The 14724-nt window shown below is 38.0% G+C and carries 10 protein-coding genes; 7 read left to right on the top strand and 3 right to left on the bottom strand.

Annotation, left to right across the window (positions count from 1 at the left end):
* Window positions 1-23: 23 nt before the first annotated feature.
* Window positions 24-2441 (bottom strand): outer membrane beta-barrel family protein, encoded by a 2418-nt coding sequence (locus FVB32_RS05240; protein WP_147741862.1) that lies wholly within the window; start codon window positions 2439-2441, stop codon window positions 24-26.
* A gap of 153 nt (window positions 2442-2594) precedes the next feature.
* Here FVB32_RS05240 and lepA point away from each other — a divergent pair, with 153 nt between their 5' ends.
* Entirely contained in the window at window positions 2595-4391 is a 1797-nt protein-coding gene (gene lepA / locus FVB32_RS05235) for a translation elongation factor 4 (protein WP_147741860.1), read from the top strand.
* A gap of 1 nt (window position 4392) precedes the next feature.
* Here lepA and FVB32_RS05230 read toward each other — a convergent pair whose 3' ends face one another.
* Window positions 4393-4647 (bottom strand): hypothetical protein, encoded by a 255-nt coding sequence (locus FVB32_RS05230; RefSeq protein ID WP_147741858.1) that lies wholly within the window; start codon window positions 4645-4647, stop codon window positions 4393-4395.
* 168 nt (window positions 4648-4815) lie between these two features.
* On the opposite strand from FVB32_RS05230, the gene FVB32_RS05225 reads away from it, so the two are divergent.
* From FVB32_RS05225 to FVB32_RS05210, 4 genes are all read left to right on the top strand, one after another.
* Window positions 4816-5460: a response regulator gene (locus FVB32_RS05225; protein ID WP_147741856.1), complete on the top strand. Its 645-nt coding sequence runs from the start codon at window positions 4816-4818 to the stop codon at window positions 5458-5460.
* A complete protein-coding gene (locus tag FVB32_RS05220) occupies window positions 5441-7291 on the top strand; it encodes a sensor histidine kinase (RefSeq protein WP_147741854.1) in 1851 nt (616 codons plus the stop codon). Before FVB32_RS05225 ends, FVB32_RS05220 begins: the two co-directional genes overlap by 20 nt.
* A gap of 69 nt (window positions 7292-7360) precedes the next feature.
* Complete coding sequence (locus FVB32_RS05215; RefSeq protein ID WP_147741852.1) at window positions 7361-8971, top strand: autotransporter outer membrane beta-barrel domain-containing protein; 1611 nt, start codon at window positions 7361-7363, stop codon at window positions 8969-8971.
* Window positions 8972-9055: 84 nt separating this feature from the next.
* Complete coding sequence (locus FVB32_RS05210; protein WP_147741850.1) at window positions 9056-9622, top strand: porin family protein; 567 nt, start codon at window positions 9056-9058, stop codon at window positions 9620-9622.
* Window positions 9623-9646: 24 nt separating this feature from the next.
* Here the strand turns inward: FVB32_RS05210 and FVB32_RS05205 are convergent, their stop codons facing one another.
* Window positions 9647-11473: a cation:proton antiporter gene (locus tag FVB32_RS05205; protein WP_147741848.1), complete on the bottom strand. Its 1827-nt coding sequence runs from the start codon at window positions 11471-11473 to the stop codon at window positions 9647-9649.
* Between the two features lie 49 nt (window positions 11474-11522).
* Here FVB32_RS05205 and FVB32_RS05200 point away from each other — a divergent pair, with 49 nt between their 5' ends.
* Entirely contained in the window at window positions 11523-12446 is a 924-nt protein-coding gene (locus FVB32_RS05200; protein ID WP_147741846.1) for a universal stress protein, read from the top strand.
* Window positions 12443-14659 carry a SulP family inorganic anion transporter gene (locus FVB32_RS05195; RefSeq protein ID WP_147741844.1) on the top strand — a complete coding sequence of 739 codons (2217 nt, stop codon included), beginning with the start codon at window positions 12443-12445 and terminating at the stop codon, window positions 14657-14659. Before FVB32_RS05200 ends, FVB32_RS05195 begins: the two co-directional genes overlap by 4 nt.
* Window positions 14660-14724: the final 65 nt, after the last annotated feature.

Below are 14724 nucleotides of genomic sequence, written 5' to 3'. Positions count from 1 at the left end.
CGAAATACTGGAAATTCAATGTTTTACTCTTCTTCTAGACGCTCTCGCTCTTTTTTGTCAATCCCTCTTTGATTGTCATCCAGTTTAAAGTTTCCAAAATTGTAGGTGAAGCCAAATCGTACAAATTGGGTCTCTGGACTTCTTCTATAAAAATTATCCTGATTTAAGTAGCGCGAGGTATAGGTTGGAATATACTTTTCCAATAAGTCTTCCGCTGCTACGGAAAGTGTCAATCTATTGTTAAGCAATGTCTTACGAAGCCCTAGAGTAAGGTTTAATTGCTCATCGGAAACATACGATCCAAACAAAAACTTCGATATATAGGTCATGGTCATTTCTCCGGTAAATGTTCCATCTTTAGAAAGTGTAAGGTAATTGGCCAAATATCCATATACTCCGTCCACTTCCGCTGTAAACCTTTGATTATTGCTTTCCACTGCCAAAAAAGTTTCCTCCTCGTGGAAAAGCGAGGTATATGCATAAAGAAACCAAAAGGGTGTAATCCCTTTACTTATTGTAAAATCCAAACCATAAGATTTGCTCTCCAGCACATTCTGTTTTACTAGTTCCAATGTTTGATTCCCATTGTTCTGAAAAATCAATTTGGCAATATTCTTCCCATTATCCCGATAATAGATGTCAAAAAAGTATTCGCTGTTCAGCGTGTAATTAAAATTGAAATTGTTACTGAAACTTGGCTTCAACCCGGGATTTCCTTCCTCAAAGTCATTCTCGTTAAAGAAAAACCTAAACGGATTTAAATCATTGTATTTTGGCCTGTCCACATTTCTTCCATAGTCAAAAGAAAAACTGTGTTTATCCGAAGGTGAGTATAACAAGTACAAAGAGGGAAAGGGCTCAAAAAAATCTTGTGTATTTGTTTCGTTCAAAGTCAATGATGTTCCAGTAGCTTCTGTCAATTCTCCTCTTAATCCCAACTTCATTGACCATTTCTCCCAGTTTTTTACTAAGCTAAAGTATCCCGCATACACCTTTTCATCATAGTTAAAATTATCAGATAATGAAGCATCGACAGAGTCATCAGTACCCGTAAAATTTGAATAATCTATAGCACTTTTTGATGCAATGGAAGAAATCTTAAGCCCCGTTTCAATGGATGCATTTTCAATTGGAGTGGAAAAATCTGCCTGTCCGGTAAAGATTTGAATGTCTTGATCAGAATCTGTATCAAAACCAAAGTTTCTTAATGGTGCTCCATTATTGTCAAAATAATTGGAGCTCAGATTTTGCATAATTTGACCATCATAATACGTATAATGGCCGTTAATTGAAACTCTCGCTCCCGGCTTTTTAAGCTTATGAACATACGTTAAATCAACCGCTAGATTAGTATTATCAAGATCTGTATTGCTAAGGGTGGTAAAGGTGGAGTCCAATTGGCTTTGTCCATTTCTAATGTCATTATCTAGTCTATTTTCACGCTCCTGATTTGGATTAAAAGCAAGATTGGATGTCAGGTTTAAGCTATTTTTATCATCAAAATCATAATCCAAAATTAAACTTCCATTGTGTGCTTGCGAACGGTCTATCTGATTATATCGAGTGTCCCATCTGGAAAAAATCAAATTTGAATCATTAATGAAATTGATGCCCTTTGTTGTTTTTCTTAGTTCTTTTTTGGGGCTGAGGGTATAATTTGCAAATAGGTTTAATTTATCTGTTTTATAATAATGACTCGTTCCAATACTAAATTTTGGAAACACAGCCTGTGTAAAGTTCCCACTAACACTACCCTTATACCCAGGAACAATATTTTTGCTCGTAACAATATTCAAAATGGGGCCTCCATCAGCTTCATACCTAGCAGGCGGATTGGCAATGACCTCAACTGACTTTATATTGGTTCCTGAGAGGCCATCTAACAAATCCTTTACTTCTCGCCCCGACAGCTGTACCTTTCTGTCATTTAAATAAACTGTAGCGCTTTGACCCCGAATTTGGAGCTCTTCCTGATTCACAATCACCCCAGGGGTGCTTTTAAGAATATCCCATGAGCTGCCTTGGGAAACCACCGTGTTTTCAACTGAAAAGACCAGTCTGTCTGCTAATCTTTGCAATGTTGGCCTTCTTGCTGTAACCACTACCTCATCTAGACTTGTTGTTTCTAATGGAATTATTAAGGCTCCAAGCGAAACATCCTGTGCAATATCGAGTGCACGTGGTAAAGATCCCCTACCAACGTAGCTTGCCTGTAACAAGTATAGGCTGGGTTCCACCTCTGCTAATACAAACAAACCATTATCGTCTGCTGATGTCCCTTTTACAAAAGTTGAGTCAGCTGCCCGTAAAAGTAAAATATTGGCAAAAGGGATTATTTTGTTCTCACTATCTATAACCTTTCCCTTAATCTGATAGGTCTGAGCACTTAAGCTTTTGGAAATTAAAAACACCAATAAAAAAGTAATGGTGATGTGCTTCATTTGTAGTTGGGGTTGAATATCAAATCTAATAAAATATTTTAGAGCAGAATGAATCATGCCTCTTTCATATTTATAAAAAACACCTTCTTAGGCACCGAAAAGACCTATATTTGCAGTTGCTTACATGCCCTCATTTTATTGAGTAAGAGTTATATGAAGAAGATTAGAAATTTTTGCATCATTGCGCATATAGACCACGGTAAAAGTACTTTGGCAGACCGTTTGCTGGACTTTACAGGTTCCGTTACAGAACGCGAAAAGCAAGATCAGCTGCTGGATAGCATGGATTTGGAACGAGAGCGTGGTATTACCATAAAGAGTCATGCTATTCAAATGGAATACGAGTATCAAGGAGAGAAGTACATCTTGAACTTGATTGACACTCCGGGGCATGTAGATTTTTCATATGAGGTTTCTCGCTCCATTGCCGCATGTGAGGGTGCCCTTTTGGTAGTAGATGCAGCACAGAGCATTCAAGCACAGACCATATCCAACTTGTACTTGGCTTTGGAGAACGATTTGGAAATTATTCCAGTACTTAATAAAGTGGATCTTCCCAGCGCAAATCCAGAAGAAGTTACGGATGATATTGTAGATTTATTGGGCTGCAAACCAGAAGAAGTAATCCCTGCAAGTGCTAAGACCGGTATTGGAATTGAGGCCATTCTTACAGCCATTATTGAGAGGGTACCTGCTCCAGAAGGAAACGTAGACGAACCTCTTCAAGCGTTGGTTTTTGATTCTGTATACAACCCTTTTAGAGGTGTTGAGACGTATTTTAGAATTAAAAATGGTGAAATCAAAAAAGGGCAAAAGATAAAATTTGTAGCAACAGGTAAAGACTATTATGCCGATGAAATAGGTACCTTGAAGTTAACTCAGTTTCCAAAAGCTACAATTTCCACTGGAGATGTTGGGTATTTGATCACAGGTATTAAAGATGCTCGCGAAGTGAAAGTTGGTGATACCATTACGGATGCCACCAAGCCGACCCAAAATCCCATTGAAGGTTTTGAAGACGTAAAACCTATGGTTTTTGCAGGAATCTATCCTGTTGATACAGAAGATTTTGAAGAACTACGTTCTTCCATGGAAAAACTTCAGCTTAACGATGCCTCTTTAGTTTTTACTCCAGAAAGCAGTGCCGCATTGGGATTTGGTTTTCGTTGTGGGTTTTTGGGCATGCTGCACATGGAAATCATTCAGGAGCGATTGGAGCGCGAATTTAATATGACAGTAATCACTACTGTTCCCAATGTTAGTTACCATGCTTATACCACCAGGGATAGGGAAACTGCTTTTATTGTTAACAATCCATCAGACTTACCGGACCCTTCCACCGTAGATCGAGTGGAAGAGCCGTATATAAAAGCCACTATAATAACGAAATCCGACTTTGTAGGTAACGTAATGTCGCTTTGTATTGAAAAAAGAGGGCAAATAACAAACCAAACCTATCTGACTACGGAACGTGTAGAACTCACTTTTGATATGCCTTTGGCCGAAATTGTTTTTGATTTTTATGACCGATTGAAAACCGTTTCAAAAGGCTATGCCTCTTTCGACTATACCCCAATAGGAATGCGAACCTCCAAATTAGTCCGAGTAGATATCCTCTTGAATGCACAGCCTGTTGACGCCTTATCCGCATTGGTTCATTTTGATAATGCACATACCATTGGTAAAAAAATGTGCGAAAAACTAAAAGAGCTTATTCCCAGACAGCAATTTGATATTCCCATTCAAGCAGCTATTGGTTCCAAAATTATTTCTAGGGAAACCATAAAAGCGCTTCGAAAAGATGTTACTGCAAAATGTTATGGCGGCGATATTTCCCGTAAGCGAAAACTGTTGGAAAAACAGAAAAAGGGGAAAAAGCGTATGCGCCAAGTGGGCAACGTAGAAATTCCGCAGCAGGCATTTATGGCCGTTTTGAAGTTGAACGACTAACCTAAAACCCAATATTAAAATCACAGATTGACTCAATAAATGCTTTAGGAGTTGCCCCATCAAGATCTTCTTCTGTGATTGTTTCGGTTTCTCCTCCTCCTTTAATATCGTACGTTCCATCTCCGTTGTCGCATATTTCCAATTTCTCACCTGCAAGAGTACAAGAGTCACATTTTGATCCTCCATCATCATCTTTTGAACAGCCTATAAACACCAATGCTATCGCTAGCGTAATAAGGAATATTGTTTTTTTCATTTTACTATGATTTGAATTTGGGCTGAATTTAACGGAAAGATGTAATCGCCTGTTTCACAAATTGATGAACAGGTCATATGGGTTAATCAATGAGGTAAAAAGGAAATGCTTTCCGCTGCAAGGAAGTACTATAATCTTTTGTACCTTACTTGGTAGATACTGCATAATGTGATCAGCCAACCTCAAAAAATTGTCATTTGTGAAGACCATCAAATTGTCATCGATGGTTTGCGTTCCATCATTCTTAATTTTTCTGGTTTTGAGGTAGTTGATTCCGTCAATAGTTTTTCCAGCTTGATCCCGTCTTTAAAAAAGCATCATCCAGATATTCTCTTATTAGACCTTAATCTTCCCCGCAAAAATGGCATTGAAATTCTTCAGGAGCTTCGAGCAATGAGCAATCCCGTTAAAGTGCTCATTCTTACCATGTACAATAAAAAAACAATTGTTAGTAAGACAGTTTCGGAAGGGGCCAATGGGTTTTTATTAAAAAATTGTTCTTTTGAAGATTTACATAATGCCTTACAGCATGTTTCTGAAAACGACCTTTTTTATTATGGCGAAGGTGTTATCAAAAGTAAAAAAGAACATGCCCTAGGTGATGATGAATTTTACAAAAGAATACAACTTACCCCGAGGGAAAAGGAAATAATAAAATATTTATGTGAAGGTCAAAAAGTTCCAGATATTGCCTTATCCATGCACATAAGTCCATTGACAGTTGAAACACATAAAAAAAATATTTACAGAAAGCTTGGTGTGGATACCAGTGTAAAACTTGTACGATTTGTTCATGAGAATCAATTATTATAATTCCTGTTTCTTTTGGTGCTTAATCCTTCAGGTTTTTCTCTCTAAGGCAAGCGCAAATGACACTTTGGTCATAAGCACTGCAGCTATTAATCAAAATTTAAAGGATTTTACTTCCATTTACATTTCAGAAAAGGAAATTTCCCCGTTTTCGCTTAAAACCCTTGATCAATTCTACCCTATAAAAGATGAAAGGTCCTTTTTCTATTTAGATTTTGATGTGGCCTGCGCCTATTCCAAATTCTCGCTTAAGAATAGCTCAAATCTTCAAAAAGGAATCGTTTTATCCTTCTCATATCCATTTCTGGAAGAAGTGAAAATCTACAAAGCAGTAAAAGGAAATCTAACCCATGAAGGAACTATTGGCATACATACTTTAAAACAGCCGGTTGAACGCACTTGGAAAGTTATCCTTGACGTACTACCAAACGAGGAAGCCACTTATTTTTTGGTCTTTAACAAATCTAGAGGCAAGCCTTTGGCAACAGATATTACTCTTCAAAGCAAAGATGCATACTATCGCACAGCCGCATTTCAAAACATATTCATTGGATCTTATGTAGGGCTTATTTTGTTATCGTTGCTTTTTACTGTATTTATCTTTGGTCTTGTTAAGCGTCCGCTTTTTTTATGGTACGGGTTTTATCTTATTGCTTTGGCGATATTTATGGGCTCATATCTTGGGTACACCAATATATTCCTGCATCCACAAAAATTAGACTTTGGCCGTGCCATTTATGTAGTTTCAATTGAACTCTCCACTGTTATTTTTGTTTTGTTCGCTCAACAGGTTCTAATGGCAAAAAAGTATTTGCCCAAACTGAAAAAATCTGTGGAGCTTGTCATTATTTTTCAATTTGTGTTTCGCATTTTTCTGCACTTCATCGCCAACTCCATGTATTCGGAACAAGTTGAATTATTTATGAAACTATGGTATTTGACAATCTTGTTTTTGGTCATCGCGGTAATCATTGAAACATTTGTGTACCTAAAGCACAACAGAAAGGTGGGTGCCTATTTTGCAATCTCTTATTTGTTTATGACCTTAGGCTCGGTTGTTTTACTATTGCATCATAGTTTTGGACTTTTGCATCTGTCATTTTACGGACTTCCTGCTATCTTTTATGCCTCGGCCATAGAAATTGTCTTCCTTACTACTACACTTACCATTGTCGTTGGCCAAATTTATAGGGAGCGGAATACTTTAGCAAACAAACTTGTGCTTCAACAACAAAAATTCCTGAATGCCTTTGTTCAGGGCCAAGAAGAGGAGCGAAAACGTGTGGGTGGCGAACTACATGACAATATTGGAAGTAAGATAGCGAACTTAAAAAGATTGTTCAGCTCAAAATATGCTGATGAAAAAATGCAAAAAGAATTCGATGATATTTGCGAGGATGTAAGAACCGTAGCACATAGTATTACCCCAGCGGAAATTTCACTCGTTGGGCTCTCTGGTGCCATTGACGAACTCCTGGAAACCATTAAAAAAACGGAACAATTAGAGGTTAATTTCAACACTTTCCAGTTTCCTGAAAGTCTAAATGAGGATATTGCCACACACCTATTCAGAATTGTTCAGGAATTGCTTCAAAATGTGATAAAACATGCCAATGCCTCGATGGTGAACATTCAATTGTTCGGGCATAAAAACTCTGTTACCCTTAGTTTTGAAGATGATGGACAAGGTGCTTCAGAAAAAAAGAAGAGTGAAGGTATGGGGCTTAAAAGCATCCAATCCAGGGTCACTCAAATGAACGGTCAATTTCTTTTTGACTCCACTCAAGGCAAAGGCACCTCGGTCTTGGTCATAATTCCTACAAAATATACCTGAGTTCTGGTATTGTTTCATCTTGTTTAAAATCTTCAATTTGGGTAATTATAGTACCCAACCAAAAGCATTATGAAAATATCAAAGACAAGGTTATTCGTTTTAGCAATCTTTGCTCTCATTTTTACACTTCCTGTAAATTCACAGAATAACCGTCCTCCAACTAGGGTAGAAATGGTAGAGTCTATCCATGATGCATTTAGAGATGTTGTAAAAAATGCTATAGGCCCTAATAAATCTAACGAACCTTGCGTTGCACACTTAAAAGATATCATAGCAAATGACAAAGGAACCCTGCACGCTTTAAGAACAAATCTTTTAATCTCCGTAAAAGATGTTCAACGCTCTTTAATTTTCGATTCTGAAGTCTCTGGTGTCGAATTAGGTCCTTTCAAGGATTATACAGACAAAGCTATTTTTGCTTTTCATAATACGTCAAATTTTGATGCCTTTGTTGAATATTTCACTGATAAGTCTGCAAATCGCATTGATGATTCTACAAAAAATGAATTAAAAGATTACTATAATAACTACTTAACTAATAATGAAGTAGACTGGTTTGTTGAAAGCAGACAAAAGTACACTTCAGATTATCTCTGCAATAGATCTTATCACTTTGAAGCTAACATAAAAGAATGGAATTACCCTAAAGCACTATGGGATATTAAAATTAGTGCAGAAATATCGTGTGATTGTGTCTCAGATAATGACCGGTTTGTTGATGAGGCCAAGTACGAATATAGAGCAACAGCTAAAGGCAGCTTTACAGGTAAAGTTATGACCATGGAAAAACCTGAAAATCCTGCGCTCAAAATATTGAGCCTTAATTGTTGCTCACAAAAAAAGGACGAAGAAAACTCCCGTCTACAACAAGACATTAGTTCAACATCAAATGAAACTGATAGAGACGATGATGGAATAAATGATGTAGATGATGACTGTCCCGATTACCCTGGTCCTCCTAAATGGAAAGGCTGTCCTGAGCCCGATACCGATGGTGATGGATTGCTGGACTCAGATGATGAATGTCCAAAGGTTCCCGGTATTCCCGAACTACGTGGTTGTCCTCAACCTGATGCCGATGGTGATGGCATTCCAGATCATTGGGAAGAAGAAGTTCCTAATACGAAAGTAGGGTCAAGTAACACTGTTAATGAACCCGATACCGGTAGAGATGGCGTCAAAAATAAAAACGACCCCTGGTTTGAAACAGAAAAGAATGACATCGATTTCGATTACAGTTGGGGGCAGGAGGCTTTTTCTATTACCATAGGCGGGGGTCCTACAATAGGTGATGAAGCCGATTTCTTTGGATTTTCCTATAGTGCAGAAATGAACTATGCTCGCAGAGTAAGTAATCGTTTAAGGCTTTTGGGTGGAGTAGGTTATACAAGATATACAGGAAAAGAAACGGATTTCGGCTTTGAAACTGAGGGTGAAAGTTTTATTCCTATCACAGCAAAAGCTAACTATAAATTGAGTGACGCTTTCGGTGCTGAGGCCGGTTTGGGTTATGCTATTTCCACAGGTGGTGGTGAAGGTGGCATTACCTATAGTGTTGGTCCATTTTGGAGGCCTTTAGAGGCTGTTCTAATTGCCTTAAACTATGTGAATATTTCTTTTGGAGAGGGTAGTTTGGGCGCTTTAATGTTAAGTGGTCGCTTTTCACTTTCTAAAAAATAACGCTTAGCAATTATAACTTCTTAAAAACATATGCTTCAATCCATCAAAGTTCAAGTGATTATATATTAACCAAACTTCAACAAAATGAAAACTACAACCCGCAATTCCATTATTCTATTTAGTTTATTGTTCTTGGCATGTGTCATAGCTGCCAATGCCCAAAGAAAAGGGCAAAAAACGCAAGACGTTCCCATATCGGTTTCTGCAATTTCAGAAGATGTTTTGGATAATTCATTTTATGCAGGTATAAGTATAGGTGTACCCTCTGGAACTCTAGGTGATGCCAGTTCATTTACCTATGGCGCAATTGCCGGTTATTCCTTTGGAGTTTCTAAACGCTTTGGTTTAGGTCCTGAAGTTAATTACACTCACTTTGTTGGAAAAGATCGGGATTTTGGAGACATGACCATTGAAGGGGAAGGATTTGATTTTGCCGGGGTAAGTGCAAGAGCAGATTACTATTTTAGTGACAAATTTGGTGCAGGGGCCAATGTCGGCTATGGTACTTATTTAGAGGAAAATTCAGATTATGAAAGTTACTATACTGTTGGACTCCGATGGAACCCAGTGCCAGGACTTGCAATTAGACCCGAAATTACTTTTGGGGATGATAGGGAGCAGTACAGCGTTAGGGTTTCCCGTACATTCTAACCTTTGCCAAATGGAGGCTTAGTGTTAGTCGATATCGAACATTTTTCCAAGGTAGACCAACTTATGCCCTTCCCCGTTTGGGGTGAAGTCCCTACTGTTGGCCGGGATTATTTGAATACTGCCATCTGGTGATTTGGTAAACACAGGAATGATATCGTTATCCTTTTGGGTAATATCTATCAAGTCATCGTAATGTTGTTTGTCCTTTAATTTAACTTCATGAATCGCAGGATATTTACGCACCACATCCATTAATTTAATGAAGTCATCATTATGGGAAAAAAGACCTTCTTCCGGGTTAATCTCTGGATTGTTCATTTCTTCGGTATTCACCAACCTAAATGCCCCATTCTCACCAAATTGCTTTTTAAACTTATCAATGGCAAACTTGTTGATGTCCGAATTCCCGGTCAAGGCCATTAAATATCCCATATCGTTCAATTCTATATTATCTGCCAAGGAATCTGAATAAATATTGGCCGTCATAGCTTCTAACCCTAAACTTTGTGCTTTCACCACATTGGTTTGGTTGTTATCAATAAGCACCACATGTCTATTGTTCTTTTTAAGGTAATTTCCAATAATCCTAGATACTTTGGATGCTCCTATAATTAAAATTCCTTCAGACTTAGTCAAGAATACCCCTATCATTTTTGCAAACAACCGCGCGGTAGTGGCATTCAACAAGACCGTGCCTAAAACAATCATAAAAACTAGAGGTGTAATATACTCAGCTCCAGGGACTCCTTTTGCCAATAACTTGGATCCAAATAAAGAGGCGATACCTGCAGCCACAATACCTCTTGGACCTACCCAGCCTATAAATAATTTCTCTTTGAGCTTTAAGCCTGACCCATGCGCGCTTAGAAAAACACCTAATGGCCTTATGATAAAGACAATTACTGCAAAAAGGACAACGGTGTCCCAGTTAAAAATGAGCTCCATATCACTGATGTTGATATTGGCAGCCAACAGAATAAACAGGATTGAAATTAAAAGAACACTCAAAGATTCTTTGAAGTAAAGTAGCTCTTTAAGATTAGGCAGGTTCATGTTGCCCATGACCATACCCATGACCACCACTGCCAAAAGTCCTGATTCGTGTGCAAAAACATCCGACTCTACAAACACAAGAAGTACAACAGACAGGGATACCACATTCATTAAATAATGCGGAATTAGATCTTTTTTAATGGCAAATGCCAAAGCATGTGCAAACGTAAATCCGAAGGTGGTCCCAAAAAGTAAAATCTTACCAAATTCCACTAAGGCCGTCTGCGTAAAAGCACTGCCCTCTCCTACACTAATAAACTCAAATACCAATACCGCTACCAACGCACCAATGGGGTCTATTAGAATTCCCTCCCATTTTAACACTGCAGAAACGTCCTTCTTAAGCGGAATGTTTCTCAAAATCGGTGTAATTACTGTAGGGCCGGTAACAATAATTAAAGCGGAAAATAAAAAAGAAATCTGCCATGAAAGTCCAAAAATGTAATGGGCTGCTACTCCAGCGCCAAAAAAGGTGACTACTGACCCTATGGTAATCAACTTGGTAATTACCGGTCCTACGTTTTTAATTTCTGCGCGTTTTAGCGTAAGCCCTCCTTCAAATAAGATGATACTTATGGCCAGAGAGACAAAGTAGTACAAGCCATCACCAGGAAATAGTCCTTTCTCTCCATTCCATATAGGTTCTATAAGTTTCCCTCCATCTTCAGTATACAATGTAGCTATTGGTCCAACCAATAATCCAATCAAAATCAATGGTAAAATGGCCGGCAGTTTAAAGCGCCACGCAACCCACTGTGCAATAATTCCAAGGATAATAATCCCGGCAAGTTCCAACATTGGTATAGTTTTTTTGAAATTTACAGTTTTTCTTCCAGATTGTTGCTAAATGACAAGTGCTGTTCCTCTCTTTGTCCATTATGTGCTATATTGGCGCTCTATCTTTAAAGATGTGTTCTTGAACCAACCTTTTAAAACCGTTTTATTTGGATTTGCATTTTCCCCCTCGTTAAAGATCAATGTGTTGGAGACTTCAAGGATTTCTCATTTTTTGGGAGCTAAGCTCATTCTATTACATGTGGGAAGTAAAACGGAAAAGAAAGCGCGGCAAATACATGAAATCCTATCGCATATTGAGCACAAAGATCTTGAAGTTTCCGTGCAATGGAAGACTGGAAAACCTAATCAAGTATTACTGGATACCTGTCAAAATTCTGCGATTGATCTTCTTATTCTTGGCGCCCTTCAGCATGAAAATCTATATCAATTTTATGTAGGTTCCATAGCCCGAAAATTAACTCGAAATGTTTGCTGCTCCGTCTTATTGTTAATAAAACCATCTGAAGAGCGCGTTCCTTGTAAACATGTAGTGGTAAATGGCTTGGAAGATGAAGAAACGCCATTTGCCATTTCCAATGCATTTTATGTCTCCCACGCTTTGGGAGCTAAGCAGCTTACGATTGTAGAAGAAATACGCCAGAAAGAAATTGCAGTGGATATTGAAGATGACAAGTCACTTAAACGAGCTACCATTTTAAAAGAACGATTAAAAAATAGGGAGGATTCCAGGGTTCGAAAAATTTTAAAGTCAATTCCCAAAACGTATTTAAATGAATTAAAAGTAAAAACCCAAAGCATTTTTGGAAAAAGAGGGTATTCCATAGGGCATTATGCTGAGGTGGTACGGGCCGATTTATTGGTTATGAATGCTCCTAAAAAAACAGGTGTTTTGGACAGAATTTTTCCTCATGATATTGAATATATTTTATCCGATTTACCAACCGACCTTTTGATAGTTAGAAAAAGAACTTGACGCCAAAAACCAACCATACCAACCCATTCATAAAGGACTTGCCAAAAAACTTTTTTTCAGGCTTTGTCGTGTCCTTAATTGCACTGCCTTTAGGGTTAGGATTGGCAATTGCAAGTGATGCCCCACCTATTTCTGGTATCATAGCTGCTATTGTCGGTGGTACTGTGGTCTCGCTCTTGGGAGGTTCCAAAGTGACGATAACTGGCCCTGGAAATGGTTTGGTCATCGTGCTGTTGGGTGCAATAACAACGCTAGGAGCCGGAGATTTATACCAGGGCTATTTGTTTACCCTTGCGGCGATTGTTATTTCTGGGGTATTAATGCTGCTCCTTGGGTTTTTAAAAATGGGACGCTTAGCAGACTTCTTCCCTGCATCGGCCATCGAAGGAATGCTTGCGGCTATTGGATGGGGAATTTTTGCAAAGCAATTCCATATTATGATCGGGCACAACAATGAACATGGAAGTATCGTTTCGCTTTTAGCACAAATCCCCGCAGGGTTAACCGACTTGTTTCAAAACGGCACTATTGAAGAAATGGTTGCTGCCGGAATTGGTATTATAAGTCTGTTCATTATGGTCTTTTATTCAAAAATTAGAAATCCATATTTTCAATTGATTCCTGCGCCAATGTGGATATTGATACTCTCCGTTGGTTTTAGTTATTCTTTTGGGTGGTTGAATCTGCCTTTTCCCATGGATTCATCTTATCTGATTTCCATTCCGGAAAATGTGTTGTCCAACCTAGCCTTTCCAGACTTTTCAAAGGCATTGCAAAAAGATTTTATATTAAGTGTTTTTGCCATAACCCTTATTGCCAGTATCGAATCCCTTTTGAGTATTAAAGCAGTTGATAAATTGGACCCTCAAAGCAGAAGATCCAATGTCAATAAGGACCTAAAGGCACTTGGATTGGCTACCTCTTTAAGTGGATTGGTAGGGGGCCTTAATGTTGTAACAGTAATTGCAAGAAGTTCTGTCAACGTAAACAACGGAGCGACCAATAGATCCGCCAACCTTTTTCATGCCGCGTTTCTGGTCGTATTCATTTTATTGTTTCAAGAACAGCTTAAAAAAATTCCTCTGGCAGCTCTAGCCGCAATTTTGGTGTATACCGGTTATAAATTGGCAACGCCCAAAACATTCCGTAAAGTGGCTAAAATTGGGAAAGAGCAAATCGTGATTTTCTTAACGACACTTCTTATAACTCTTTTTACGAATCTCATTACTGGAATTGCGGTTGGAATCCTTATTACCCTTGTCATTCATATGGTCATAAACAAAAGTGCGTTACTGTTTTTGGGGAATCTTTTTAAGCCCAATGTTTTAATGTTTCAAGAAAACGAAGGGAAAAATTACTATGTAAGTGTAAAATATTTTTGCAGTTTTCTCAATTTTTATAAGCTAAAAAATAAACTTGATGCCATTCCAGAGGATCAACACGTAATTGTGGATTTTTCCATGTGTGGTTTTGTAGATCACACTGCAATGGAGGGGTTAGAAAATTATATGGAGACCTTTACTAAAAAAGAAGGAAGTATAGAGCTTATAGGTTTAGATAAACATGGTACAGATTCCAGGCACCCCTTTGCAATCAGAAAAATATTGCCTCTAGAAACATTAAAACCCATAGAAAAATACTTTACCAGAAGGCAAACAAATTTAAAGGCAACATCGGCCGAGTATGGGTGGTCCTATAACGCCAAGAAAAATATTAAAACCTCATTTTTATCTACTTTTATTTTCTTTAAGTCACGAGAAATCAGCTATCTCTATAATCATCTTAAGGATGAAAAAGGAAAAAATTCGGTTTTCGATGTGGAATTTACTGAAGGTGCCTTTGTTGCAAAGGAGGTCGTTAAAGCAACCATAATGCATATATCCCTTGCTAATCCGCTTCCTGTTTTTTCTTTGGATAAAGAAGGGCTTTTGGAGCGAATTTACAAGCTGGCCGGGTTCAAGGATATCCCTATTGAAAATCATCCAGATTTTAATCGTCGTTTCTTTTTAAGTGGTGAAAAAACAACTCAGATTCAAGCACTATTCCATAATGACTTAATCTTTTTCCTTGAAAGTAATCCATACTACCACATAGAATCTAACGGGCATTCGTTGTTAATCTTAAAAAAGGAGCGCCTTTTAAGTGTGCAAGAAACAAAAGCGCTAATCTATTTTGGACAGCAACTGCAAAGACTCTTAGAGCATTCGTCCTAAGTCATTTTTGTTAAAATAGGGTTATAAACCCATGTTTTTTAACAATTTGCGTTAGGCTTTTCTTA

The organism is Flagellimonas hymeniacidonis (assembly GCF_008040165.1).
GTDB classification, from domain to species: domain Bacteria; phylum Bacteroidota; class Bacteroidia; order Flavobacteriales; family Flavobacteriaceae; genus Flagellimonas; species Flagellimonas hymeniacidonis.
This window is presented reverse-complemented; position numbering and strand designations above follow the sequence as displayed.

Bases quoted from the DNA above. Each gene is read 5' to 3' on its own strand.
- FVB32_RS05240 (WP_147741862.1), bottom strand. From the start codon at position 2,441: ATGAAGCACATCACCATTACTTTTTTATTGGTGTTTTTAATTTCCAAA.
- lepA (WP_147741860.1), top strand. From the start codon at position 2,595: ATGAAGAAGATTAGAAATTTTTGCATCATTGCGCATATAGACCACGGT.
- FVB32_RS05205 (WP_147741848.1), bottom strand. From the start codon at position 11,473: ATGTTGGAACTTGCCGGGATTATTATCCTTGGAATTATTGCACAGTGG.
- FVB32_RS05230 (WP_147741858.1), bottom strand. From the start codon at position 4,647: ATGAAAAAAACAATATTCCTTATTACGCTAGCGATAGCATTGGTGTTT.
- FVB32_RS05210 (WP_147741850.1), top strand. From the start codon at position 9,056: ATGAAAACTACAACCCGCAATTCCATTATTCTATTTAGTTTATTGTTC.
- FVB32_RS05200 (WP_147741846.1), top strand. From the start codon at position 11,523: ATGACAAGTGCTGTTCCTCTCTTTGTCCATTATGTGCTATATTGGCGC.
- FVB32_RS05215 (WP_147741852.1), top strand. From the start codon at position 7,361: ATGAAAATATCAAAGACAAGGTTATTCGTTTTAGCAATCTTTGCTCTC.
- FVB32_RS05220 (WP_147741854.1), top strand. From the start codon at position 5,441: ATGAGAATCAATTATTATAATTCCTGTTTCTTTTGGTGCTTAATCCTT.